We start from the raw sequence: 23,368 nt of genomic DNA on the forward strand, positions 1-23,368 counted from the left end.
TTATTGAGTGCGACCCGTCAGGACAATAGATCAAACCCGGTCGAGGACAGCCAGTCCTAGTCGTGGTAGCCGAGCCGGTTCGAAAGTCCTTGGGCAGCCGCGACCACTGCGGGCCCGATCAAATTCTCGATCTTTTCGTCACTCAGGCGGTTCTCGGGGCCCGAGACGCTGAGCGACCCGACCACCTTCCTTGTGTAGTCGCGGATGGGAGCGGCGACGCACCGTAACCCCTCCTCGAATTCCTCGAGGTCGGCGGCCCAGCCCCGCTCACGAACGACGGCCATGTCGGCGACGAACTTGTCTGCGGTCGTCAAGGTGTACTTCGTAAACTTGGCCAAGGGTCCTTCGAAGCGCCTGCGCAGCTCTTCTTCGGACTCGTGGGCCACCAGAGCCTTGCCCGCCGCCGTTGCATGCAGCGGCATGTGGAGGCCGACGCGGGAAACGACGCGGACCGTGGAGGACGCCTCGACGGCATCGAGGTAGACGACCTCGTTGCCTCGAAGGATGGAGAGATAGCTGGTCTCGCCGGTCTGTTCGGCAAGCTCGTGGAGAACGGGGTTTGCCTGCTGCAGCAATCCGCGCTGACGGATGAATATCTGGCCGAGCTCGAGGCACTTGATCCCGAGACGATAGTTGTCGTTGGACTTGTTCTGCTCGATGTAGTTGCGGGACTGTAACGTGGCAAGGACCCGGAACACGTTGTTTTTGTGAAGCTTCAGCTTCTTGCTGAGCTCGGTGACGCCGAGCTCGTCGACCTCGCCGTGAAATTCTTCAAGCACGTCGAGGGCATGCGCCACCGACTGGATGATGTAATTGGACTTGTCTCGCCGAACCATCTTTTCCTCCGTCCCGACTTCGGGGCCTGATGATAACAGAACAACGTTCCAGCAAAATCAGTTGTGACCTCTTCGCCCAACACCGTGCAACGCCATGATTAGCAAGAGGATTATTGTTAAAGATAGCGATAACGGTCGCACGGGCGGCGTATTGGGCCCGACGATGTATCGCGACAGAATGATACGATTATATCAAATAATAAACAAGGTTTATTTCTGCTGTCCCTGCCCTGAGGCCCCCCCGGACGACTTGAGCCGATCGATGTCGGCTTTGAGGCGTTCGCGGTCGGGGAAGTCGGGGACGTTTTCGAGCAGCCCCTCCCACGCCTTGATGCCGCCCGCGACGTCCTTCTTGTCGTTGATCAGGATGACCCCCAGGTTATAGCGTGCCTGGGCATGGCGAGGATTGACGGAGATCGCCTTCTTGAGCTCTTCGATGGCGCCATCCGGGTCGTTCATGCGACGCAGCGACACGGCCATGTCGACCCGGACGTTGGCGTTGGCCGAATCGATGGAAAGCGCATGTTTGTAGGCCTCGACGGCCAGGCGGTCCTGTCCGGAATCGAAGTAGAGATTCCCGATATTGATGAGGGCCTGGAGGTTGTTCGGATCCTTCTTGAGGATCTCCTTGTAGCTGTTGATCTCGGTCATGTCGCTCAGGCGAACGGCATCGCCGCCCTGCGGAGCCGAGATGGGAGGCTCGGTTTTGCGACAGGCAGAGGTCGCACAGACGGAAAGCAGCAGCACGGCAACGGGTACGATCTTTCGGGCACGGTTCGTTTTCATATCGGAAACACCTCGAGATTGTCTTTGCATCGTTCGAGCAGCTCGGAAACGGTCAAACCATCGGGTGGAACGATCATATCCGGTGCGATCTCGGACACCGGCAACAGGCAAAAACGCCGTTGGGACATCGATGCGTGCGGGATCGTCAGCTCGGCGCTTCGCATGACCAGCGAGCCCACCAGGATGATGTCGATATCCAGCGGCCTGGGTCCCCAGCGGACGCCCGCATCATCGCGTCCCTCGGACTTCTCGATGGCCTTGACGCAATGCAGGAGCTCGACCGGACCGAATCCCGTCTCGCCACGAACGGCGACGTTAAGGAACCAAGGCTGATCCGTAACCCCGTGAGGCGCGCTTGCATAGATCCGGGAGACGGACTCCACGGAAATCCGGGCGGACAGCGACTCGATGCCGTTCCGGAGGTGGCGTTCCCGGTCGCCCAGGTTGCTGCCGAGCAGCAGGACGATGCCGGCAGAGGGAGATACCAAGCGGTTTACTGCGCCACCACGCGGTTTCGCAGCACTCCGATCCCCTCGATTTCGACTTCGACGGTATCGCCGGGGTGAAGCGGCCCGACGCCGGGCGGCGTGCCGGTTGCGATGACGTCGCCCGGATAAAGTGTCATGACGTGCGAGATGAACTCGACGAGGGTGAACGGGTTGGCTCCCATCTCGCGCGTGTTGCCGTCCTGTTTCACGACTCCGTTTACCCGGCACCGGATGAAGAGCGAGGAGGTGTCGAGGTCGGTCTCGACCCACGGCCCGATCGGCGCGAAAGTGTCGAACCCCTTCGCACGGGTGTACTGGACATCCTTTGCCTGAAGATCGCGTGCGGTCACATCGTTGATGCAGGTATATCCGAGAATATGAGAGCGCGCATCGGCGGCCTTTACCCGGCACGTCTCGCGGCCGATGACCACGCCCAGCTCAGCCTCGTGATCGACCCGACGCGATGCCTCGGGATAGACGATCTCGCCGTCCGGCGCGAGGACCGCGGACGAGGGCTTGATGAACATCATCGGCTCTTCGGGAATCTTCTTCCCCATTTCGAAAGCGTGGTCCTTGTAGTTGAGCCCGATGGCGACGATCTTGCTCGGCGAGACGGGAGGCAAGATGGTCACCCCGGTGCGCGTGAATTCCCGTCCGGTCAGGATGACGCCGTCGAAGGGATTCCCCTCGATCTCCCGGACGACGCCGTGGACCGGGTCGGCCACCCCATATCGGATGTTCCCTGCATATTCGTAACGACAGATTTTCAAGTTTTCAAACCCCCAGGACGGCTTGCATATCGTATAGCCCGGCCGGTTTCGTAACCAGCCACCCGGCGGCCCGGACAGCTCCACGGGCAAAGGTGTCGCGGCTGTGGGCCCGATGGGTGATCTCGAGGCGCTCGCCGATGCCGCCGAACGTCAGCGTGTGCTCGCCGACGACGTCGCCGGCCCGCACCGCGAAGACGCCGATCTCTTTCCGCGGGCGCTCGCCGACGATGCCTTCCCGGCCGTAGACGCCGACTTCCTTCATGTCGCGTCCCAGCGCGGATGCCACCGCCTCCGCAAGCCGGACTGCGGTGCCCGAAGGCGCGTCTTTCTTGAAGCGGTGGTGCACCTCGACGATCTCGACGTCGTAATCGTCGCCGAGGACGCGAGCCACATCGGCCGCCACCTTGAACATCAGGTTGACGCCAACGCTCATGTTGGGCGAAAGGACGACCGGAATCTGCCGGGCGACCTCGCCAACGGCGGCCTTTTGCTCGTCGGAGAAGCCGGTGCTGCCGATGACGATCGACTTCCCGGCAGCCCCCGCGATCCGGGCATGGACGACGGACGACGCAGCAGCGGTGAAATCGATCGCGACATCGGCAAAGGAAATAGCCGAAGCGAAATCGGATGTCACGGGCACTCCTGCCCTTCCGATTCCGGCCGCCTCGAACGCATCGATCCCGATCAGGGGATTGCCCGGCGTCTCGACGGCGCCCGACAGCACGAGTCCGTATGGCTGTTCCTTGAGGATGGTCAGGATGGCACGGCCCATCCGCCCCATCGCCCCGCAGACAACGACTTTTGCCATGACGCTACTTGACCAGCTTGAGTCCGGCGAGGACCTTGGCAAGTTTCTTCCGGTTGTCGGCGCCCATCGGGGAAAGCGGCAGCCGGAACTCTTCGGCCACCATCCCCATGAGGGCCACGGCGGTCTTCACCGGGATCGGATTGGTTTCGACGAACAGGACGTCGAAAAGGGGCCACAGTTTGTAATGGATCGCGCGTGCCTTCTCGACGTCGCCGGCGACCCATGCATCGTACAGGTCGCTCATCAGGCGAGGGGCAACGTTCGAAGCGACGGAGATGACCCCCTTGGCGCCGAGCGCCATCATCGGGAAGAAGAGCCCGTCATCCCCGGAAAGCACGGTAAAATCCCGGGGGACGGAGCGGATGATCTCGCAAACCTGCCCCAGGTTGCCGGAAGCTTCCTTGACGGCAACGATATTCTTGATAGCCGCAAGCCGGGCGACCGTGCCGGGAAGCAGGTTGACGCCGGTCCGGCCGGGTACGTTGTAAAGGATCAACGGAAGGTCGACCGCATCGGTCAAGGCCTTGTAATGGCGAAACAGCCCGTCCTGGGTGGGCTTGTTGTAGTAGGGCGTGACGACCAGCGCGGCGTCGGCGCCTGCCTTCTTCGCATATTTCGTGAGCTCGATCGCCTCGCTCGTGTTGTTGGAACCGGTGCCGGCGATGACGGGAATGCGCCCCTTGGCCGTCTCGATGACAATGTCGATGACCGCCTCGTGCTCTTCGTAGGAAAGCGTGGACGCCTCGCCGGTCGTCCCGCACGGGACGATCGCTTTCGTGCCGTTCCCGATCTGGAATTCGACCAGTTTCTTGAGCGCTTTCTTGTCGAGCTTTCCGTTCTTGAACGGCGTGACGAGCGCGACGATAGTCCCCTCGAACATCGGTGTTTCCCCCCTGTTAATAGCGGTACGCTTCGGGATAGATCTTGCCGTCGCACACCCACGAGGTGTCACCCTCGAGATAGACGCGGCCGAAGTCTTTCTTGGACGGATCGAAATGGATCGTAAGCGTCTCACCGCCCGTCGTGACGACCGACACGGGCGGCTTGACCATCCCTTGCAGCGACGCCAGGATGCCGGTGGCGACGGCGCCCGTGCCACAGGCGAGCGTCTCGCCTTCGACGCCGCGCTCGTAAGTGCGCAACCTGATCACGTCCCCGTCCGGCTTGGCGAAGTTGACGTTGGTCCCCTTTGGTGCGAACGCCTTGTGGAAGCGGATGCCGCTGCCCATCGCCTGGATGTCGACGCCGTCGAGGTCGCGGACGAACAGCACCGCGTGCGGAACGCCGGTGTTGAGGAACGAGTAGGGAATCTTCTTGCCGCCCAACGTCAGCGTGGCGTTTTCGATGAGCCCGTGCGGCTTGGTCATCTGGAGCTTGACGCGCCGCTTGTCGACCTCGGCCCGTATGACCCCGGCCGCCGTCTCGAAGGCGAGCGACTTCCCGGCGATCTTCCGCTCGGCGACGAATCGCGCGGCGCAACGCCCCCCGTTGCCGCACATCTCGGCCCGGGAGCCGTCGGCATTATAGAAATCCCACTTGAAATCGACCTTCTTCGACGGCTCGATGAGGATCACACCATCGGCGCCGATCGAGCGCGCGCGGTCGCAGACCTTGCTCACGAAGGCGGGCCGGTCGACCTCTCCGAGCGCGTCCTGGCGATTGTCGATCAGCAGGAAATCGTTGCCGCTGCCGTTGAGCTTGGAGAACGGGATCGCCTTTTTCATCCGGAACCTCAGCCTTAAATTATCTCTACATCGTAACAAATAATCGGGACCGTGTTTACTTCCGGCCCCCGGATTTGCGAAGGAACGACGCCGTTTTTTCGCCGCGGACCAGGTCCTTCAGCGTCTCCCGCTCGCGTACGATCTCGTAGCGGGCTCCGGAGACCATGACCTCGGATGCGCGCGGCCTGGAATTGTAGTTCGACGACATCGAGTATCCGTAGGCGCCGGCGCTCATCGCGGCGATGTAATCGCCCGACTTGAACGCGGGCATCGTCCGGTCCTTCGCGAGGAAATCGCCCGACTCGCAGATGGGACCGACGACGTCGGCCTCGACCTTCCCGCGCGGCGCTTTCCCGACCGGCACGATGGCGTGGTAGGAGCCGTAGAGCGAAGGCCGGGCCAGGTCGTTCATTCCCGCATCGACGATGAAGAACTTCTTGCTCCCCTTCCCCTTGGGCGACGGAATCTCCTTGGTGTAGCGCACCTGGGTGACGAGGACGCCGGCATTGCCTACCATGACGCGCCCGGGCTCGAGCACCAGCGTGACGTCGAGTCCTGAAAACGCCCGGACGATCGCGTCGGCGTAGATCTTCGGCTCGGGGGGGAGCTCGTCGTTGTAGGTGATCCCCAGCCCGCCGCCGACGTCGACGTAGCGGATGTCCATCCCCTTCTTGAGCAGCTTCTCGACGAGCACACGGACGCGCGCGGCGGCATCGACGAAGGGCGAGACCTCGGTCAGCTGGGACCCGATGTGGCAATCGACGCCCACGACCTCGATGTGCTTGCGCTTCGCTGCCCATTCGTAATCCTTGAGCGCCTGCTCGATCCGGATCCCGAACTTGTTTTTCTTGAGTCCCGTCGAGATATACGGGTGGGTCTTGGGATCGACGTCGGGATTGATGCGGATGGAGATGGGCGCCCGTTTTTTCATCTTGGCGGCGATGGCGTCGATCAGCTCGAGCTCTTCCCGCGACTCGATGTTGAACATGAGAATGTTGCGCCGAAGCGCCTCTTCGATCTCCCATGGCTGCTTGCCGACGCCGGAATAGACGATCTTCGAGGGAGGGGCGCCTGCCGCCAGCGCCCGCATCAGCTCGCCCCCGGAGACGATGTCGACACCGCTTCCGAGGTTGGTGAAGGTCTTGATGACCGAACCGTTGGAGTTGGCCTTCATCGAGTAGCAGATGATGTGGGGCACGGCAGCGAACGCATCGTCGAAGACGCGATAATGGTGGGCAAGCGTCTCGTGGCTGTAAACGTAGACCGGCGTGCCGACGGCCTTGGCGATGCGCGTCAGGGGAACGCCCTCGCAATAGAGCTCGCCTTTACGCTGGCTGAAATGGTGCATCGGATCACCTCGTTCAGGTTGTGGTATTGACAATTCCGTTCGCGCCGGACCGGGGCTCGGGGGGCGCCTTCCGGCCGCATCCTGCGCAGGACATCAGCAGGGCGACCGCCAGGCAAAGCGCCGCAAGCCCCCGCCGGGTGGAGTTGGATGATTCCCTTGTCACTTGCGTTTCAACGTCTCGAGACGCTTCCGGACGGCATCGGGGCCCGTCCCCCCACGGGTGTTTCGCTGCTTGATGGAATGGGTCAGCGAGATCGCGTCCCTGACGTCTTCCGCGACCTTCGGGGAGAACTTCTTCAGCTCGGCGAGCGTCAGGTCCTTGAGCCGCTTGCCCTCGGCTTCGCAGTAGCGGACGACCTTCCCCGTGATCTCGTGCGCCTTCCGGAAAGGGATTCCCTTTTTCGCAAGGTAATCGGCCAGGTCGGTCGCGGTCAGGAAGCCGTCGTCGCAGGCCGAACGCATGCGCTCCTCGTTCGGCGTCATTCCCTCGACCAGCATCGTCGCGCCGATCAGGCAATCCTTGACCGTTTTTGCGGAATCGAAGACCGGTTCCTTGTCTTCCTGCATGTCGCGGTTGTAGGCGAGCGGGAGTCCCTTCATGGTGGTCATCAGGTTGAACAGGTTCCCGTAGGCGCGGCCGGCCTTTCCCCGGATCAGTTCGGCCACATCTGGATTCTTCTTCTGGGGCATGATGCTGCTCCCGGTGCAGAGCGCATCGGGGAGCGACAGGAAGCCGAACTCGGTCGAGGACCAGTAGACCATCTCCTCGGCGAAGCGCGACAGGTGCATCATGGTCACGGCCGCGGCGTGAAGGAAATCGAGCGCGAAGTCGCGGTCGGACACCGCGTCGATGCTGTTTTCGCAGACCCCGTCCATCCCGAGGGATCGGGCCGTGAAGTCGCGGTCGAGGGGAAACGTGGTGCCCGCCAGCGCGCCTGCGCCGAGCGGAGACACGTTGGTGCGGCGGCGCGCGTCACGGAACCGGTCCGAATCGCGCGTGAACATCTCGTAATATGCCAGGAGGTGATGTGAAAACAGGATCGGCTGCGCCCGCTGGACGTGGGTGTACCCGGGCATCACGATACCGAAATACTTTTCCGCCGCCTCGGCCAGCTTCCCGCGCAGCGTCCCGAGCAGCGTCAGCGTTTCGTCGATCGCGTCGCGCAGGAAGAGCCGCAGGTCGAGCGCCACCTGGTCGTTCCGGCTGCGGCCCGTGTGCAGCTTGCCTCCGGCCGGCCCTACCTTCTGGGTCATCCGGCTCTCGACCGCCATGTGGATGTCCTCGTCGGCCAGGTCGAACGTCACCTTGCCCCTGGCGATCTCCTCGAGCACGGCCAGCAGCCCTTTTTCGATCGCGACGGCCTCTTCGGCCGGGATGATCTTCTGCTTCGCCAGCATCCGGACATGGGCGATGCTGCCGGCGATATCCTGCCGATAGAGCTGGAGATCGTACTGGATGGATGCCGTGAACGATTCGACGAAGCGGTCGGTTCCCCCTTCGAACCGACCGCCCCACGCTTTTTTCTTAGCCATGTCAGCCCTTCTTGGCCGCCAGCATCGAACGGATGCGGAGACGCAGCGCGTTGATCTTGATGAAGCCGGTGGCGTCGGCCTGGTTGTAGACCGACTCCTTCTCGAAAGTGGCGAAGTCGGCGCGATAGAGCGACAGCGGGCTCTTGCGCCCTGCGACCGAGCAGTTGCCCTTGTAGAGCTTGAGGCGGACCGTGCCGGTGACGTTTTCCTGGCTCTTGACGATCATGGTCTTGAGCAGATCCATCTCGGGCGTGTACCAGTAGCCGTTGTAGACGAGCTCGGCGAACTTGGGGATGAGCGAATCCCGGAAATGCATGACCTCGCGGTCGAGCGTAATCGACTCAATGCCGCGATGCGCCGCATGGAGGATCGTGCCGCCGGGGGTCTCGTACACGCCGCGAGACTTCATGCCTACGTAGCGGTTTTCTACCAGGTCGAGGCGGCCGATGCCGTTGGCGCCGCCCAGCGCGTTGAGCGCGGAAAGCAGCTTCGCTGGCCCCATCTTCTTGCCGTTGACGGCGGTGGGGATGCCGTCGACGAAGGAGACCTCGACGTAGGTCGGCTTGTCGGGCGCCTTCTGGGGCGAAACGGTCAGCGTGAACATGCTTTCGGGGGGCTCTGCCCAGACGTCCTCGAGGATGCCGCCTTCGTAGCTGATGTGCATCAGGTTGCGGTCGCTCGAATACGGCTTCTCGACCGTGACGGGCGTGGGAATGCCCCACTTCTTGGCGTAGTTGACGAGGTCGGTGCGGGAACGCATGTCCCACTCGCGCCAGGGCGCGACGATGGTGACGTCGGGCATCAGGGAGAAATAGGTCAGCTCGAAGCGGACCTGGTCGTTCCCCTTGCCGGTGGCCCCGTGGGAAACCGCCTTGCAGTTTTCCTTGCGGGCGATCTCGATCTGCTTCTTGGCGATCAGCGGCCGCGCAATGGATGTCCCCAGAAGGTAGGCGCCTTCGTAGACCGCGTTGGCCTGCAGCGACGGGAAGATGAAGTCGCGGACGAATTCATCCTGGACGTTCTCGACGTAAACCTTGGAGGCCCCGGTCTTCTTTGCCTTGACCTTGACGGGGGCAAGCTCGTCGCCCTGCCCGAGATCCGCCACGAATGCGATGACTTCGCAGCCATAGGTCTCGATCAGCCAACGCAGGATGACGGAGGTGTCGAGCCCTCCGGAATAGGCGAGCACGACCTTGTCGAGTTTCTTCATTGCGCGTTCCTCCCGTGAATTCAATGTGCGATGAGCGTGTCGAGAATGGCCATCTGCGCGTGGAGGCGGTTTTCGGCCTCGTCGAACACGGCGGACTGCGGCCCCTCGATCACCTCATCGGTGATTTCCTCCCCGCGATGGGCGGGAAGGCAATGCATGACGATCGCGTTCTTCTTCGCAGCGAAAAGCAGGCCGGCATCGATGCAATAGCCCTTGAAGGCCTTGATGCGACGCTTCTGCTCCGATTCCTGCCCCATGCTGGTCCACACGTCGGTGTAGAGCAGGTCGGCCCCGATGGCCGCCTCGGCCGGATCGCGCACGATACGCACGTCGCCGCGCCCGATCGTCTCGGCTTCGGCGATCACCTCGGCGTTGGGCTCGAATCCCTTGGGGCAGGCGACCCGAAGCCTGAATCCGAGCAGGTGCGCCGCCTCGACCCAGGAGTTGGCGACGTTGTTCCCGTCGCCGATGAAGGCGACCGTCATTTTCCGGATGTCCTTGCCGCGCTCGCGGGCCGTCTGGAGGTCGGCGAGTATCTGGCAAGGGTGGTGGTCGTCGGTCAGGCCGTTGATCACCGGAACGCGCGAATGGGCCGCGATCTCCTCGATGACGACGTGCGCGAAGGTCCGGACCATGATGGCGTCGGCGTAGCGCGCCAGCACCCGGGCGGTGTCCTTCACCGGCTCCCCTCGCCCGATCTGGCTGTCGTTCGGGGACAGGAAGACCGCGTGCCCTCCCAGCCGCGCCATCCCGACTTCGAAGGAAACCCGGGTCCGGGTGGACGATTTCTGGAAGACCATGACCAGCGTCTTTCCCTTGAGCGGTGTCGGGACGCGTCGACCGCTGCCCCGCTTTTTCCATGCGTCGGCAAGGTCGAGCAGACCCAGCAGCTCCCGGTCGGTCAGGTCGAGTATCCGGAGAAAATCCTTTTTCAACGGCGTCCCTCCCCGGGCAGCGACTGCTCGAGCAGAACCAGCGCCCGGTCGATCTCGGCGTCGGTCACGGTCAGCGCCGGCAGGAAACGGAGCACGTTGCCCGTGGCGTTGACGATGAAGCCGTTCTCGAGGCAGCGATTCGAGATCGGCTTCGCCTCGCCGGTCATGACGGCGGCGATCATGAGCCCCATCCCGCGGACTTCGACGATGTCGGTCCGGCGGGAGGCAAGCGACCGGAGGCCGTCGGATAGCCGCACGCCCTTTCGCCGGACCTCGTCGAGGAATTCGGGGGCGCAAACCGTCTCGAGGACGACTTTTGCGGCCGAGCAGCAGACCGGGTTCCCGCCGAACGTGCTTCCGTGGCTGCCGGGGCCGAAGGACGCGGCGACCTCGTCGCGGGCGACGACGGCGCCGAGCGGAAGGCCGTTGGCGATTCCCTTGGCCAGCGTGACGATGTCGGGCGTCACTCCGAAGTGCTTCGATGCGAGAAAATCACCCGTGCGCCCGATCCCCGTCTGGATCTCGTCGGCGATGAGCAGGATGCCCCGCTCGCGGCAAAGGCGCGCGGCGGCTTCGTACCAACCCGCCGGATGCATCCGGACGCCGATCTCGCCTTGCATCGGCTCGACCATGAGGGCACACGTCTTGTCTGTGAGCGCGGCCTCGAGCGCGGCCAGGTCGCCAAACGGGACGACGCGGAAGCCGGGCAGCATCGGGGTGAACCCCTCGTGGAACTTGGGCTGGCCGGTGGCGGAAAGGCTGCCGTAGGTGCGCCCGTGGAAAGAGCCGTCGATGGCGACGATCTCGAAGGCGTCGGTCCGGCCGCGGTCGACGGACCATTTGCGCGACAGTTTGATCGCGGCCTCGTTCGCCTCGCTTCCGCTGTTGCAGAAGAAGACCTTCCCGCCGGTCGTCGCCCTGGATAGCAGCGCGGCGGCCTCGGATTGGGCCGGGACGTGAAACAGATTGGACACGTGCACCAGGGAGGCGGCTTGCGTGGAGATCGCCCGCGCCACCTCCGGGTTGGCATGGCCCAGCACCGTGACCGCGATGCCTCCGAGGAAATCGAGGTATTCCCGGCCGTCGGCGTCGAAAAGACGGACGCCGTCTCCCCGCATGATCGCAATGGGAAAGCGGGAATAGTTGGACATCTGGTATCTGGCGGTCAGTTCGACGATCGACGCGTTGCTCATCTTTGGTGCTCCTGTGCCTTTCACGAACGGGTGATCTCGGTGCCGATGCCGGCATCGGTGAAGATTTCGAGCAGGACGCTGTGGGGGACGCGCCCGTCGATGATGTGGACCTTGTTGACGCCGTCGGCCAGCGCATCGAGCCCGCACTCGACCTTGGGGATCATGCCGCCGTGGATGATCCCTTCGGCAATCATCGCACGCGCCGCGCTTTCGGTCATCGTGGAAACCAGCTCTTTATTCCCGTCGAGGACACCCGGGACGTCGGTCAACAGGATGAACTTCTCGGCCTTGAGTGCTCCGGCGATACCGGCCGCCGCCGTGTCGCCGTTGATGTTGTAGGCCTGCCCTTCCGGCCCCACGCCGATGGGCGCGATGACGGGCATGAAGCCGCCCCCCTCGAGCGTGGAGATCACCGAGACGTCGACCGATTCGACGAGCCCGACTTCGCCCAGGTCGAGCGGCTTTCCCTCGGCGTCAGGCAGGTCGTACCGGCATGCCCGGATCAGGGAGGCATCCTTCCCCGAAAGACCGACGGCGCGCCCGCCGAACCGGTTGATCAGCGCGGTGATCTGCTTGTTGACGATGCCCCCGAGCACCATCTCGACCACTTCCATGGCTTCGGGGGTCGTGACGCGCAGTCCCGCGCGGCGTTCGGTCGGGATTGACAGGCGCTCGAGCAGCCGGTCGATCTGGGGGCCGCCGCCGTGGACGATGACGGGCCGGATTCCGACGAACTGAAGCAGCACGATATCTTCGGCGAACGAGGCGATGCGCGCCTCGTCCTTCATCGCCGCCCCGCCGTACTTGACCACCACGGTCTTGCCCGCGAACTCGCGAATGTACGGAAGCGCCTCGATCAGCGTTTCGGCCTTCTGGATATATCCCCGCAACTCTCCTCCAGTCTCCCCCACCGGTTAAAGGATATACCGGCTGAGGTCGACATCCCGGACGATGTCGGAAAGCTTCTCGTCGACATAGGGCCGCTGGATGACGATCTCCTGCCCCTTGATTTCGGACGCGCTGAACAGCAGTTCCTCGAGCAGCTTTTCCATGATCGTGTGGAGCCGCCGGGCGCCGATGTTCTCGGTCCGGTCGTTGACCTCGCATGCCATGTCGGCGATCCGCTCGATCGATTCGGGCGTGAAGGTCAGACGTACCCCTTCGGTCGCGAGCATCGCCTCGTACTGGCGCGTCAGCGCTCCGTCGGGCTCGGTCAGGATGCGGATGAAATCTTCTTTAACGAGCGTGTCGAGCTCGACCCGGATCGGGAAACGCCCCTGGAGCTCGGGGATCAGGTCGGACGGTTTGCTCATGTGGAATGCGCCGGCCGCCACGAAGAGGATGTGATCGGTGCGGACCATGCCGTGCTTCGTGTTGACGTTGCTGCCCTCGACGATCGGGAGCAGGTCCCTCTGGACCCCCTGGCGCGAAACGTCGGGACCTTGCCCCGATTCGCGCCCGGCGATCTTGTCGATCTCGTCGAGGAACACGATGCCGCTCTGCTCGGTACGCTCGATCGCCCGCTTCCGGACCTGGTCCATGTCGACCATGCGAGCGGCCTCTTCGGCTTCGAGCAGCGAGAGAGCCTCCGGAACACGAACCTTCCGTCGGTGCGTCTTCCGGGGGAAGAGGTTGCCCAGCATCTCCTGGATGTTGCCTTCGAGCCCCTCGACGCTCCCGCCGCCCGTGACGCCGATGATGTCGATCGTCGACGCGGCGCCCTCGCGCACATCGACCTCGACCATCCGTTCGGACAGTTTCCCCGCTCGAAGCATTTCCCGCATGCGTTCGCGGGAATCGGAAGGGGCAGGAACGGGAGGCGTCCCGGCTTCCCCGGGCGTGACGACAGCCGGGCCCGGAGGCAGCAGCAGGTCGAGCAATCGATCTTCGGCGTGCTCGTGCGCCTTGCCGGATACGGCCTCCATCGCTTCGGCCCGGACCATGTGGACAGCGATCTCGACCAGGTCGCGGATGATCGACTCGACGTCGCGCCCGACGTAGCCGACCTCGGTGAACTTGGAGGCCTCGACCTTGAGGAAGGGCGCCTGGGCAAGCCGCGCGAGCCTGCGGGCGATCTCGGTCTTCCCGACGCCGGTCGGCCCCACCATGATGATGTTCTTCGGCGCGATCTCGTCGCGCAACGGCTCGGGTACCTGCTGACGCCGCCATCGGTTCCGAAGGGCGATGGCCACGGCGCGCTTGGCGTTGCGCTGGCCGACGATGTAGCGGTCGAGCTCGGTCACGATCTCGCGAGGGGACAGCGGAGCCGGCACAGGCATTTTCGGCTCGGTTGTCACTTCGACGCGATCTCTTCGCACACGATGTGGCCGTTGGTGTAGATGCAGATTTCGGACGCGATCCGGAGCCCCTCGCGGGCGATCTCGGATGCCCCCAGCGAACTGTGCGCCAGCATCGCCCGTGCGGCCGAAAGCGCATACGGCCCGCCGGAGCCGACCGCGGCCACTCCGTCGTCCGGCTCGACGACGTCGCCGCTGCCGGAGATCAGCATGATGTCGGTTCCGTCCGTGACCAGGAGGAATGCCTCAAGCCTTCGGAGAACCCGGTCGGTCCGCCAATCCTTCGCCAGCTCGACCGCCGCCCGGCGGAGGTTGCCCCGGAACTCGTCGAGCTTGGCCTCGAACTTCTCGAACAGCGTGAACGCGTCGGCCGTCGACCCGGCGAATCCGGCGAGCACCTTGTCCTGGTGCAGCCGGCGAATTTTGCGCGCGGTATGCTTGAGCACCGTGTTGCCGAGCGTCACCTGCCCGTCGCCGGCAATGGCGACGACGCCCTCGCGCGCGACGGCAAGGATGGTGGTACCGCGGATGTCAGCCATTCCCCTCCCCCTTTGCCATCGGATGCGCGGCCTCGTAGGACTTGAGCAGATGCCCCACGTTGACCCGGGCATATCGCTGCGTCGTGGAAAGCGATGCGTGCCCCAGCATTTCCTGGATGGCACGAAGATCGGCCCCCGATTCGAGCAGATGGGTCGCGAACGAGTGGCGCATCCCGTGCGGAGACAGGTGCCTGCCGAGGCCCGCCCTGAAAACGGCGGCGTCGAGAATCCGGGCGACGCTGCGTGTCGTCAGCCTGCCGCCGCGCGCATTGAGGAAAAGGGGCGCATCGACGGAGGCCTCAAGCGCGTCCCGAGCCGCCAGATAATCCCGGATGGCGCCGGCCGCAACGGATCCCAACGGCACCACCCGAACCTTTCGCCCTTTCCCCAGCACGCGCACGGTAGACGCCTCGAGCGACAGGTCGCCGCAGCGGAGCGATGCGAGCTCGCCCACGCGGATTCCCGAACCGTAGAGCAGCTCGAGGATCGCCGCATTCCGCTTGTCGATCGAGGTCGACGTCGGGAGAGAACGGAGCAGCGCCAGCATCTCGTCGACCGGCAGGAATTCGGGAAGGGACATCCGCCGCTTCGGCGAGAGCAGCCCCGTGGCCGGGTTTGCTTCCACGTCTCCCTGGCCCGCCAGGAACGCAAAAAAGGTGCGAAGCGCCGAAACGGTGCGGGCCAGCGTCGCCCCCTGACGTCCCGGGTGACGCGAGGCGATATACCGGCGCAGGTCGTTGACGCCGACCCCCGCCCAGCCCCCCGCGAGCGGCACGCCGTCGCCGCCGCAAAGAAACAACCGGAAATCTTCGACTTCACGCAGGTAAGCCCGCGAGGTTTCCCCCGAAGCGTTGCGCTCCGAATGGAGAAACTGCCCGAAACGGGCGATGGCGGACTCCAACCTGATCCCCCCGGACGACCTTTAAAAGGTTTTATTTAACACACAACGGGTCAAAGGAAAAGGATTCGCTGCGGTAACGGACGATCGATTCCAGCGCCCGCGCAGTCTGGCGGCCCCTGCGTTCCTTTTTCTTTCCGGCGGGCGGCTCGGGAAGCAGGCCGAAATTGGCATTCATCGGCTGGAACGATCCCTCGGCAGGGGTCGTCACGAACCGGAGCAGGGCGCCGGTCATGGATTCGGACGGGAACGGCGGCGCGTCTTCGCCACGCAGCCGCCGGGCGACCGAAAGCCCGGCCGCGAATCCCGATGCGATCGACTCGACATATCCCTCGACCCCGGTCACCTGCCCGGCGAAATACAGGCCCGGCCTTTCCCGGCTCTCGAGCGTGGGAAGGAGGTGATGGCGGGAGTCGATGTAGCTGTTCCGGTGCATGGACCCGTACCGCAGGAACTCAACGTTACGGAGGGCGGGGATCATCCGGAATACGCGCGCCTGCTCGGGCCAGGCGAGCTTCGTCTGGAACCCGACGAGGTTGAACATGGTGCCTTGCACGTTCTCCTTGCGGAGCTGGACCACCGCATGCGGGCGCAAGCCGGTCCGGGGGTCGCGAAGCCCGACCGGCTTGAACGGCCCGAACAGAAGCGTTTCGGCCCCCCTCGCCCCGAGCGCCTCGATCGGCATGCAGCCCTCGAAGTGGCGTTCCTCCTCGAAGGTGCGGGCGGGGACCGTGCGGGCAGACATCAGCTCGGCATAGAACGCATCGAATTCGTCCTTGGACATCGGGAGGTTCAGGTAATCCCCGACGCCGTCCCCGTACCGGTCGCCGATGAAGCTGCATGCGGGATCGATCGTCGTCGCGTCGACGATCGGCGAGATCGCGTCGTAGAAATAGAAGCCCTTGCCCCCGAGAAGCGCTTCGATCGACTTCCCGAGCGCCTCGGAAGGAAGCGGTCCGCAGGCCACAATGACCAGGGGATCACCCGGAATGGACTGCTGCTCGGCTCCGGTCACATGGATCCCGCGCCGATCCCGGATCGCCTTGGTCACCTGCGAGCCGAAACGTTCCCGGTCGACGGCCAGCGCCATCCCTGCGGGTACCCGCACGGTCTCGGCGATCGCGAGCAGGTTGCAGCCCATGTGCCGCAGCTCGGCCTTGAGCAGCCCCTTCCCGGTTTCGACCTTTTCGGACCCGAGCGAATTGCTGCAGACGAGCTCGGCGAACGACGACCCGGTATGGGCGGGCGAGGACCGGAGCGGTCGCATCTCGACCAGCTCCACCGGGATGCCGGCGGCGGAGAGGACGAGGGCGGCCTCGGAACCGGCGAGCCCGGCCCCGATTACCTTGACCGGAACGGGCTTATTCATCGCGGGTTGCTTCCGGACTTTCGGGGATCAGGACGGAAAAGCACGTGCCTTCCCCGGGCGCGGAACGCGCCTCGAGAAATCCACGGTGCATGATCACGATTCGTTGGGAAATCGCCAGGCCGAGGCCGGTCCCTCCTTCCTTGGTCGTGAAAAAAGGGTTGTAGATCTTTTCGAGAACGCCGGGGGCGATGCCCGTTCCCGTGTCGGAGACGGTCAGCACCGCAAAACGCTCGCCATGGCGAACCTGCGGGAACAGGACGACGGAAACGGCCCCTCCCCGGGGCGTCGCCTGGATCGCGTTGCAGATCAGGTTCCATAACACCTGGCTTAACTGCTCCCGGTCGCCCTCGACGGACAACGCGCCCTGCCCCTTCCGCTCGACCGTCACGCCTTTCTTGCGCCCTTCTCCGGCGCAGACAGCGGCGATGACGGCATCGACCAGCTTCCCGAGGTCGACCGGCTTGACATCCCTCGGCCGGGGCCCGGCAAACTCGAGGAACTCGGTGATCAGGGCATTCAGCCGCGTGCTTTCCTTGTCGATGATGTCGAGCAGCGTGTGGGACTCCGCCGGCAAGTCTCCCGCCTCGTGCAGCATCTGGGATGCGCCCGCGATGGAGGCCAGCGGATTCCTGATCTCGTGTGCAAGGCCGGCGGACAACTCCCCCACCCCCGCCAGGCGGTCGGCGATGCGCACCCGTTCCTCCATGCGCTTGATCGGCGTCAAATCCTGGAAGATGACGACATGCCCGATGACCGCATTTCCCGAATCCTTGAGCAAAGAAGAGGAAAAGCCGAGGAAGATCTCGGTCCCGTCCTTCCGGTGGAAGGAAATCTCCGGCCGAGACACGCGAAGATCCTCCCGGCGCATCGGGGTGGCGTCTTCGGTAAAAAGCGTCTCGATCGGCATGCCGGCGACCTCGTTCCGGGTGACACCGAGAATCCCGCACGCGGCGTCGTTGATCTGGCTGATCTTTCCGTCCGTATCCGAGGTGATGATCCCCGAAGGGATGTTCTCGACCACGCAAGTGTTGAAGCGGTCGAGCTTCTCGAGATCCTCTTCCCTGTCCTGGACCCGCTCCCGCGTCTTGCGGATGTCGCGGCCGAGCAATCCCGCGAGCAGGCCGATCAGCATGAATCCGATGGTGTTGGTCGAAACGGAGCGGACGTAAGCGTCCCAGTCGATCGATACGGGATCCCATCCCGGCGGAGAGAGGACTCCTTCCTTCTGGAGGTAGAGCAGGCCTGCCCAGGCGGCGGAGGAGAGCAGAGCCCAGGCAACGGCGCCCTGCATGTAGAATTCGAGGCAGCCGAACAGGATCACGACGACGAACATGAAGGTGAAGACGCTGTCGTAAAGACCTGTCGCGAGGACGATGATCGAGACGAAGCCAACGTCTACAAGCGCCTGGACAATTGCAGCCGGAATCGGCAGCGAGCAGCGGCTCCAGAACGCGTACCGAACCAGGAGCCATCCGTAGGACAGGACGACCGCGGCGTAGAGGAACCGGAACGCCGGGGTCAGCAGCAGCTCGGGCTCCTGAAAATGAACGGAGACCACCGACGCCAGGAGCGCGAAGGTGATCCCCGTCCGTACAAGGAGCAGGTTTCGTACGCCGAATTCCTCGGCGCCCCGGACCGGCCGGTTCAACGGTTGCGGCGTGGGCCGCGCTCAGCCACCGACGGCGCCTGCCAGCTTGAAGATCGGAAGGTACATCGAGATGACCAGCCCGCCGACGACCACGCCGAGAAAAACCATCAACATCGGTTCGAGCAGCGAGGTGAGCGCATCGACGGCCGTGTCGACCTCCTCGTCGTAAAAATCGGCGATCTTGTTGAGCATGGTGTCGAGCGCGCCGGTAGCCTCGCCGACGCCGACCATCTGCGTCACCATCGAGGGAAACACCCCGGACTCGCTAAGCGGGTCGGCAATGGTCTTGCCTTCGCTGATGCTGAGGCGTGCCTTGGCGATCGCCTCCTCGATGACCTTGTTGCCGGCCGACTTGGCGACGATGTCCATGGCTTCGAGGATCGGTACGCCCGAGCTGACCATGGTGCCGAGCGTGCGGGAGAATCGTGCGACGGCTATCCGCTGGATCAGGCTTCCGACGACCGGCAGCTTGAGCAGGAGCCCGTCGATGTTCCGGCGGCCGGATTCCTGCCGGTAGTACCACTTGATCAGCCAAACGACCGCAATGACGAAAGCCACGAACACAAAGAAATATTTTTGGGCCGCCCCGGAGAGGCCCATGACGAAGGCGGTCGGGGCGGGGAGATCGGCGCCGAAATCCTTGAACATGGCGCCGAAGACCGGGATGACCTTGAGGAGAAGGACCATGGTGACTATCAGGGCGATGGCCAGGATGGTCGCCGGGTAGACCATCGCGCTCTTGATCTTCTTCTGGAGGTTGTTCGCCTTTTCTATGTAGGCGGCGAGACGCGAGAGGATGGTGTCGAGGATACCCCCAACCTCCCCGGCCGAGACGAGGTTGACGAACAGCTCGTCGAAGAACCTGGGGTGCTTGCCCAGCGCGTCGGCGAAGGTGGAGCCGCCTTCGACATCTTCCTTGACCCTGAGGACGACCTTCTTGAATGGCAAGTTTTCCTGCTGGTTTCCCAGGATCTCGAGGCACTGGACGAGCGGAAGACCGGCATCGATCATCGTGGCGAACTGGCGGGTGAAGATGGCCAGTTCCTTTGGCGTGACTTTACCGCCGCCGAAATCGAAATTGAATTTGAATTCCCTGCTTTTCGCCCTGACCTTGATGGGCGCGACCTGCTGCCTTCGCAACTGTGACAGGACAAACGCCTCGTTCGGAGCTTCCATCTCGCCCGTCACGACGCTGCCGTTCTTGTTTTTCCCTTCCCAGGAAAACTTGGCCATCGAATCCTCCGGTTCTTATCGTGCTACATGCCGCGGGGTGGACCGGGCGCCCGGTTCTGGGCGGCGCTCAGCAGATTGCGGAATTCGTCGGGGTCGGAGCTTCGCCCCATGGCATCGTCGAGCGTGATCTCCCGACGCAGGAGAAGCGCGATCAACGACTGGTTCATCGTCTGCATTCCGAATTTGGACTGTCCGACCTGCATCTGCGAATAGACCTGGTGGACCTTTTCCTCGCGGATGAGATTGCGGATCGCGGGATTGGGGATCATCACCTCGAGCGCCAGCGCGCGACCCGAGCCGCTGGCTTTCGGGATGAGTATCTGGGACACGACTCCCTCGAGCACGAACGAAAGCTGGGCCCGGACCTGGGGCTGCTGGTAGGGAGGAAACACGTCAAGGATGCGGTTGATGGTCTGGACGCAGGAATTGGTGTGGAGCGTCGCGAACACGAGGTGGCCGGTCTCGGCGACGGTCAACGCCGCCTCGATCGTCTCGAGGTCGCGCATCTCTCCGACCAGGACGATGTCGGGGTCCTGCCGGAGGATGTACTTCAGCGCCTTCTTGAAGCTCTGGGTGTCGGCGTTGACCTCGCGCTGGTTGACCAGGCAGTGCTTGTGCGGGTGCAGATACTCGATCGGATCCTCGATGGTGACGATGTGCTCCTGCCGTTCGTTGTTGATCTTGTCGATCATGGCGGCGAGCGTCGTGGACTTTCCCGATCCGGTCGGGCCTGTGACGAGCACGAGCCCGCGCGGCTTCTTGCAGAGTTCCTTGAGAGCCGGGGGCAGCCCGAGTTCTTCGAACGGGCGCACCCGGAACGGGATGGTCCGGAAGGCCCCGGCCACTGCGCCCCGCTGCATGTAGACGTTGGCGCGGAATCGCGACAGCCCCTTGATGCCGAACGACAGGTCGAGTTCCCACTCTTCCTCGAACCTCTGCTTCTGTACCTCGGTGAGGATGCTGTAGCAAAGGCGCTTGGTGTCGGCGGGTCCCAGCGTCTCGGTACTCGTGGGAAGAAGCCGGCCGTCGACCCGGATGGTCGGGGAGACACCGGTCGTGATGTGCAGATCCGATGCCCCTTTTTCGTACATCTGCGTGAGCAGATCCTGCATCGTGATCATCGTCGATCCTCCCTGGCCGCGGCGGTCAATCCGCCGCGGAAACGCGCAGCACTTCTTCGAGCGTCGTCATGCCTTCCTCGAGCTTGGAAAGTCCTGCCTGCCGGAGCGTCTTCATGCCGAGCCGGGCGGCTTCGCGCTTGATCTCCATGGCGGATCCGCCGCGCAGGATAAGCTCCTTCAACTCTTCCTTGCAGGGCATGACTTCGTAGAGCGCGACACGACCACGATAGCCACTGCCAAGGCAATTGTCACACCCCTTGCCCTTCATCGGGTGCGCGAACTTGATCCTTTCGGGCTTCATCCCCGCTTCGACCAACGCCTTGGGAACGACGGTCACCGGCTCCCCGCACTCCTTGCAGACGCGCCTGGCTAACCGCTGGGCGACGATCAAGTTGAGGGAGGACGCCACAAGGAACGGCTCGATGCCCATGTTGAGAAGCCTCGTGACGGTGCTGGGGGCATCGTTCGTGTGAAGCGTCGAAAGGACCAGGTGCCCGGTGAGCGCGGCCTTGACGCCGATCTCGGCCGTCTCGTAGTCCCGGATTTCGCCGACCATGATGATGTCGGGGTCCTGCCGCAGGAAGGAGCGGAGCGCCGCGGCGAACGTCAGCCCGATCTCTTCCTTCATCTGGACCTGGTTGATGCCCGCGAAGTTGAATTCGACCGGGTCTTCGGCGGTGCAGATGTTGTCGGCCGTCTTGTTGAGATCGGAAAGCGCGGAGTAGAGCGTCGTCGTCTTGCCGGACCCCGTAGGACCGGTGACCAGCACCATGCCGAAGGGCCTGTGGATCGCCTCCATGAAGTCCTTGAGCTGGTCGGGCTCGAAGCCCAGCTTGGTCATGTCGAGCTGCAGGTTGCTCTTGTCGAGAAGCCGCATGACGATTTTTTCGCCGTAGATCGTGGGCAGGACGGAGACGCGATAGTCCATCTCCTGGCCCTTGCCCATCTTCAGCTTGATCCGGCCGTCCTGCGGAAGCCGCCGCTCGGCGATATCGAGGCTGGCCATGATCTTGAGTCGCGACGCGAGCGGCGTGCGCAGCTTGAGCGGCGGGCGCATGACCTCGTAAAGCACGCCGTCAACCCGGAAGCGGACGCGGAACTCCTTCTCGTACGGCTCGATGTGAATATCGGAGGCACGCCGCTTGATGGCGTCGGTCAGCAGGAAGTTGGCCAGCTTGACGACGGGGGCGTCGTCGACGCCGCGTTCGAGGTCGGTGGTGTCGAGCTCCTCCTCGCGGACGATCTCGAGGTCTTCGTCCTGGTCGAAGTTGAATTCCTGGATGCCCATCGACTGGTCGAAAAACTTGTTGATGGCGTCGGTGATCGCCTTCTCGGAGGCGAGCACGAGCTCGACCGAGTAGCCGGTCTTGAAGCCGATGCCGTCGATGATGGCCATGTTGGACGGATCGGCGACCGCGACGATCAGCTTGGTGCCGACGCGGTTTATAGGCAACGCGAGGTTTTTCTGGACCATGTCCTCGGGCAGCAGCCGGACGACGTCGGGATTGATCTCGTACTGGGCCAGATCGACGACGGGCAGGTTGAACTGCCGGCCGAGGAATGCGAGGAGCTCGGGCTCCTTGACGAAACCGGCCTTGACGAGAACGGTGCCGATTCGCTCCTTGCTGCTCTTCTGGCTTTCGAGCGCGCTGCGAAGTTGATCGGGGGTGATGAGGTTCCCCTTGAGGAGCATCTCGCCGATCTTGGTGGCCATGACGGACATGGAGGGGTCTTCGGATTCCTTTCGTCTGATTACATTTCAGTAATTGGACTGTCGCTTTTGTCGAAGCGCTCGCCTGGCCGCAGCCAGATATTCGTTCCCGGGGACGGCGATGCCGGTCCAGATGGCAAAGCTGCGCGCTGCCTGATTGGCCAGCATCGGAAGGCCGTCGATCGTGTCGACGCCGCGCCGCCTGAGGTCACGGACCAGGGCGGTCCCTCCCGGGACATACACTATATCGGCAAATCGTGTCGTTTTCTCTATTGCTTTTACGGGGAAGTCGTCCCATTCCCCCACGAGCCCGAGCGAAGTGCATTGGACGACCAGATCCGCCCCCGGAAAACCCTGCAACATCGAGGCCGTGCCAAGCTCACCGTTCTTGATCCGGGCCTCCCCCGCACCTCCGGCCAGATCGGACGCCATCCGGTCCGCCTTTCCGGGATCCCGGTTCAGGATGAGCAACTCGCGCGTCCCCTCCTTCAGCAGAGCGTGCGCGATCCCGCGCGCCGCGCCCCCGGCGCCGAGGATCACCACACGCGGAAATTTCCGCCCCCATCCGGCCCCGGACGCCGCGTCGAGGAATCCATCGCCGTCGGTGTTGTCGGCGGCCAGGCGTCCGTCCCGGACGGACAACACGTTGGCCGCGCCGCAGACGAGGACGGCTTCGCTCCGGACGTCGGCGGCCTCGGCCGCCTGTCGTTTGTAGGGGATCGTCACGTTCCCGCCCAGGAAGTTGGCCGAACGGACCACGCGGATGAAATCATCGAACCGTTCCGGCGGCACGTCGATGCCGACGTATCGGAGCGGAAGGCCCCGCCTGCGAATCACCGATCCGTGCATCGCTGGACTCAGCGAGTGGGAGAGCGGGTGACCGACCACGAACAGAAGCGATTCGAGAAACGACGGGGTCAT

Annotated in this window: 22 protein-coding genes; all 22 read right to left on the bottom strand. The window is 63.6% G+C overall.

Annotated elements, in window-relative coordinates; genetic code table 11:
- Positions 1-56: 56 nt before the first annotated feature.
- On the bottom strand, positions 57-836 hold the full coding sequence (locus tag VGK27_06200; protein ID HEY3489695.1) for an IclR family transcriptional regulator: 780 nt from the start codon (positions 834-836) through the stop codon (positions 57-59).
- A 210-nt stretch (positions 837-1,046) separates the two neighbouring features.
- Entirely contained in the window at positions 1,047-1,622 is a 576-nt protein-coding gene (locus VGK27_06205) for a tetratricopeptide repeat protein (GenBank protein HEY3489696.1), read from the bottom strand.
- A complete protein-coding gene (folK, locus tag VGK27_06210; protein HEY3489697.1) occupies positions 1,619-2,110 on the bottom strand; it encodes a 2-amino-4-hydroxy-6-hydroxymethyldihydropteridine diphosphokinase in 492 nt (163 codons plus the stop codon). Before folK ends, VGK27_06205 begins: the two co-directional genes overlap by 4 nt.
- A gap of 5 nt (positions 2,111-2,115) precedes the next feature.
- On the bottom strand, positions 2,116-2,880 hold the full coding sequence (locus VGK27_06215; GenBank protein ID HEY3489698.1) for a fumarylacetoacetate hydrolase family protein: 765 nt from the start codon (positions 2,878-2,880) through the stop codon (positions 2,116-2,118).
- A gap of 4 nt (positions 2,881-2,884) precedes the next feature.
- A complete protein-coding gene (gene dapB, locus VGK27_06220; protein ID HEY3489699.1) occupies positions 2,885-3,688 on the bottom strand; it encodes a 4-hydroxy-tetrahydrodipicolinate reductase in 804 nt (267 codons plus the stop codon).
- Positions 3,689-3,692: 4 nt separating this feature from the next.
- The gene (gene dapA / locus VGK27_06225; protein HEY3489700.1) at positions 3,693-4,568 is read right to left on the bottom strand and encodes a 4-hydroxy-tetrahydrodipicolinate synthase; all 876 of its coding nucleotides are present in this window, start codon (positions 4,566-4,568) and stop codon (positions 3,693-3,695) included.
- Between the two features lie 16 nt (positions 4,569-4,584).
- On the bottom strand, positions 4,585-5,412 hold the full coding sequence (dapF, locus tag VGK27_06230) for a diaminopimelate epimerase (GenBank protein ID HEY3489701.1): 828 nt from the start codon (positions 5,410-5,412) through the stop codon (positions 4,585-4,587).
- Between the two features lie 55 nt (positions 5,413-5,467).
- Entirely contained in the window at positions 5,468-6,760 is a 1,293-nt protein-coding gene (lysA, locus tag VGK27_06235) for a diaminopimelate decarboxylase (GenBank protein ID HEY3489702.1), read from the bottom strand.
- Positions 6,761-6,919: 159 nt separating this feature from the next.
- Positions 6,920-8,293: an argininosuccinate lyase gene (gene argH / locus VGK27_06240; GenBank protein HEY3489703.1), complete on the bottom strand. Its 1,374-nt coding sequence runs from the start codon at positions 8,291-8,293 to the stop codon at positions 6,920-6,922.
- 1 nt (position 8,294) lies between these two features.
- Positions 8,295-9,503: an argininosuccinate synthase gene (locus VGK27_06245; protein HEY3489704.1), complete on the bottom strand. Its 1,209-nt coding sequence runs from the start codon at positions 9,501-9,503 to the stop codon at positions 8,295-8,297.
- A gap of 20 nt (positions 9,504-9,523) precedes the next feature.
- Complete coding sequence (gene argF, locus VGK27_06250; protein HEY3489705.1) at positions 9,524-10,438, bottom strand: ornithine carbamoyltransferase; 915 nt, start codon at positions 10,436-10,438, stop codon at positions 9,524-9,526.
- Entirely contained in the window at positions 10,435-11,631 is a 1,197-nt protein-coding gene (locus tag VGK27_06255; GenBank protein HEY3489706.1) for an aspartate aminotransferase family protein, read from the bottom strand. Before VGK27_06255 ends, argF begins: the two co-directional genes overlap by 4 nt.
- A gap of 20 nt (positions 11,632-11,651) precedes the next feature.
- Positions 11,652-12,521: an acetylglutamate kinase gene (argB, locus tag VGK27_06260; GenBank protein ID HEY3489707.1), complete on the bottom strand. Its 870-nt coding sequence runs from the start codon at positions 12,519-12,521 to the stop codon at positions 11,652-11,654.
- 24 nt (positions 12,522-12,545) lie between these two features.
- Positions 12,546-13,910: an ATP-dependent protease ATPase subunit HslU gene (hslU, locus tag VGK27_06265; GenBank protein ID HEY3489708.1), complete on the bottom strand. Its 1,365-nt coding sequence runs from the start codon at positions 13,908-13,910 to the stop codon at positions 12,546-12,548.
- A 14-nt stretch (positions 13,911-13,924) separates the two neighbouring features.
- Positions 13,925-14,467 carry an ATP-dependent protease subunit HslV gene (gene hslV / locus VGK27_06270; GenBank protein HEY3489709.1) on the bottom strand — a complete coding sequence of 181 codons (543 nt, stop codon included), beginning with the start codon at positions 14,465-14,467 and terminating at the stop codon, positions 13,925-13,927.
- Positions 14,460-15,368 carry a tyrosine recombinase XerC gene (locus VGK27_06275; GenBank protein ID HEY3489710.1) on the bottom strand — a complete coding sequence of 303 codons (909 nt, stop codon included), beginning with the start codon at positions 15,366-15,368 and terminating at the stop codon, positions 14,460-14,462. The genes hslV and VGK27_06275 overlap by 8 nt, the downstream gene beginning before the upstream one ends.
- 31 nt (positions 15,369-15,399) lie before the next feature.
- Positions 15,400-16,734 (bottom strand): methylenetetrahydrofolate--tRNA-(uracil(54)-C(5))-methyltransferase (FADH(2)-oxidizing) TrmFO, encoded by a 1,335-nt coding sequence (gene trmFO, locus VGK27_06280; protein ID HEY3489711.1) that lies wholly within the window; start codon positions 16,732-16,734, stop codon positions 15,400-15,402.
- Entirely contained in the window at positions 16,727-18,382 is a 1,656-nt protein-coding gene (locus VGK27_06285) for an ATP-binding protein (protein ID HEY3489712.1), read from the bottom strand. The genes trmFO and VGK27_06285 overlap by 8 nt, the downstream gene beginning before the upstream one ends.
- 21 nt (positions 18,383-18,403) lie before the next feature.
- Positions 18,404-19,615: a type II secretion system F family protein gene (locus VGK27_06290; protein ID HEY3489713.1), complete on the bottom strand. Its 1,212-nt coding sequence runs from the start codon at positions 19,613-19,615 to the stop codon at positions 18,404-18,406.
- 23 nt (positions 19,616-19,638) lie between these two features.
- Entirely contained in the window at positions 19,639-20,736 is a 1,098-nt protein-coding gene (locus VGK27_06295) for a type IV pilus twitching motility protein PilT (protein ID HEY3489714.1), read from the bottom strand.
- A gap of 25 nt (positions 20,737-20,761) precedes the next feature.
- The gene (pilB, locus tag VGK27_06300; protein HEY3489715.1) at positions 20,762-22,459 is read right to left on the bottom strand and encodes a type IV-A pilus assembly ATPase PilB; all 1,698 of its coding nucleotides are present in this window, start codon (positions 22,457-22,459) and stop codon (positions 20,762-20,764) included.
- Between the two features lie 36 nt (positions 22,460-22,495).
- Positions 22,496-23,368 carry a shikimate dehydrogenase gene (locus VGK27_06305; protein ID HEY3489716.1) on the bottom strand — a complete coding sequence of 291 codons (873 nt, stop codon included), beginning with the start codon at positions 23,366-23,368 and terminating at the stop codon, positions 22,496-22,498.

The sequence above is a fragment of the Candidatus Deferrimicrobiaceae bacterium genome (assembly GCA_036504035.1).
Classification (GTDB): domain Bacteria; phylum Desulfobacterota; class Deferrimicrobia; order Deferrimicrobiales; family Deferrimicrobiaceae; genus JANXPS01.

Bases quoted from the DNA above. Each gene is read 5' to 3' on its own strand.
- VGK27_06200 (HEY3489695.1), bottom strand. From the start codon at position 836: ATGGTTCGGCGAGACAAGTCCAATTACATCATCCAGTCGGTGGCGCAT.
- VGK27_06205 (HEY3489696.1), bottom strand. From the start codon at position 1,622: ATGAAAACGAACCGTGCCCGAAAGATCGTACCCGTTGCCGTGCTGCTG.
- dapB (HEY3489699.1), bottom strand. From the start codon at position 3,688: ATGGCAAAAGTCGTTGTCTGCGGGGCGATGGGGCGGATGGGCCGTGCC.
- dapA (HEY3489700.1), bottom strand. From the start codon at position 4,568: ATGTTCGAGGGGACTATCGTCGCGCTCGTCACGCCGTTCAAGAACGGA.
- dapF (HEY3489701.1), bottom strand. From the start codon at position 5,412: ATGAAAAAGGCGATCCCGTTCTCCAAGCTCAACGGCAGCGGCAACGAT.
- lysA (HEY3489702.1), bottom strand. From the start codon at position 6,760: ATGCACCATTTCAGCCAGCGTAAAGGCGAGCTCTATTGCGAGGGCGTT.
- argH (HEY3489703.1), bottom strand. From the start codon at position 8,293: ATGGCTAAGAAAAAAGCGTGGGGCGGTCGGTTCGAAGGGGGAACCGAC.
- VGK27_06245 (HEY3489704.1), bottom strand. From the start codon at position 9,503: ATGAAGAAACTCGACAAGGTCGTGCTCGCCTATTCCGGAGGGCTCGAC.
- VGK27_06255 (HEY3489706.1), bottom strand. From the start codon at position 11,631: ATGAGCAACGCGTCGATCGTCGAACTGACCGCCAGATACCAGATGTCC.
- hslU (HEY3489708.1), bottom strand. From the start codon at position 13,910: ATGCCTGTGCCGGCTCCGCTGTCCCCTCGCGAGATCGTGACCGAGCTC.
- hslV (HEY3489709.1), bottom strand. From the start codon at position 14,467: ATGGCTGACATCCGCGGTACCACCATCCTTGCCGTCGCGCGCGAGGGC.
- trmFO (HEY3489711.1), bottom strand. From the start codon at position 16,734: ATGAATAAGCCCGTTCCGGTCAAGGTAATCGGGGCCGGGCTCGCCGGT.
- VGK27_06290 (HEY3489713.1), bottom strand. From the start codon at position 19,615: ATGGCCAAGTTTTCCTGGGAAGGGAAAAACAAGAACGGCAGCGTCGTG.
- VGK27_06295 (HEY3489714.1), bottom strand. From the start codon at position 20,736: ATGATCACGATGCAGGATCTGCTCACGCAGATGTACGAAAAAGGGGCA.
- pilB (HEY3489715.1), bottom strand. From the start codon at position 22,459: ATGTCCGTCATGGCCACCAAGATCGGCGAGATGCTCCTCAAGGGGAAC.
- VGK27_06305 (HEY3489716.1), bottom strand. From the start codon at position 23,368: ATGACCCCGTCGTTTCTCGAATCGCTTCTGTTCGTGGTCGGTCACCCG.